The 229-nt window shown below is 33.6% G+C and carries 1 protein-coding gene; it reads right to left on the bottom strand.

Annotation, left to right across the window (positions count from 1 at the left end; translation table 11 throughout):
• On the bottom strand, window positions 1-179 hold a 179-nt coding region (locus ACSNOK_RS36675), incomplete at its 3' end, for a methyltransferase domain-containing protein (RefSeq protein ID WP_436784959.1).
• Window positions 180-229 lie beyond the last annotated feature (50 nt).

Genomic DNA, 229 nt, shown 5'->3' with positions numbered 1-229 from the left:
CTGGGTGGGTCTAGAATTACTGCATCGTAGTTTCTTTTTACATTTTCAATTTTTTCTAAGACATCTCCACATAAAAAATTTATATTCTCAATTTCATTTATTCTTGCATTTTCTTTTGCTTTCTCGACTGCTTCTGCTACTATTTCTATACCTGTAGCAGATTTAGCATGACTTGCCATCACTTGAGTGATGGTTCCTGTTCCAGAGTATAAGTCTAAGATATTCATAC

It is taken from the genome of Streptomyces sp. URMC 126 (genome assembly GCF_051386555.1).
Taxonomy (GTDB): Bacteria; Actinomycetota; Actinomycetes; order Streptomycetales; family Streptomycetaceae; genus Streptomyces.
This window is presented reverse-complemented; position numbering and strand designations above follow the sequence as displayed.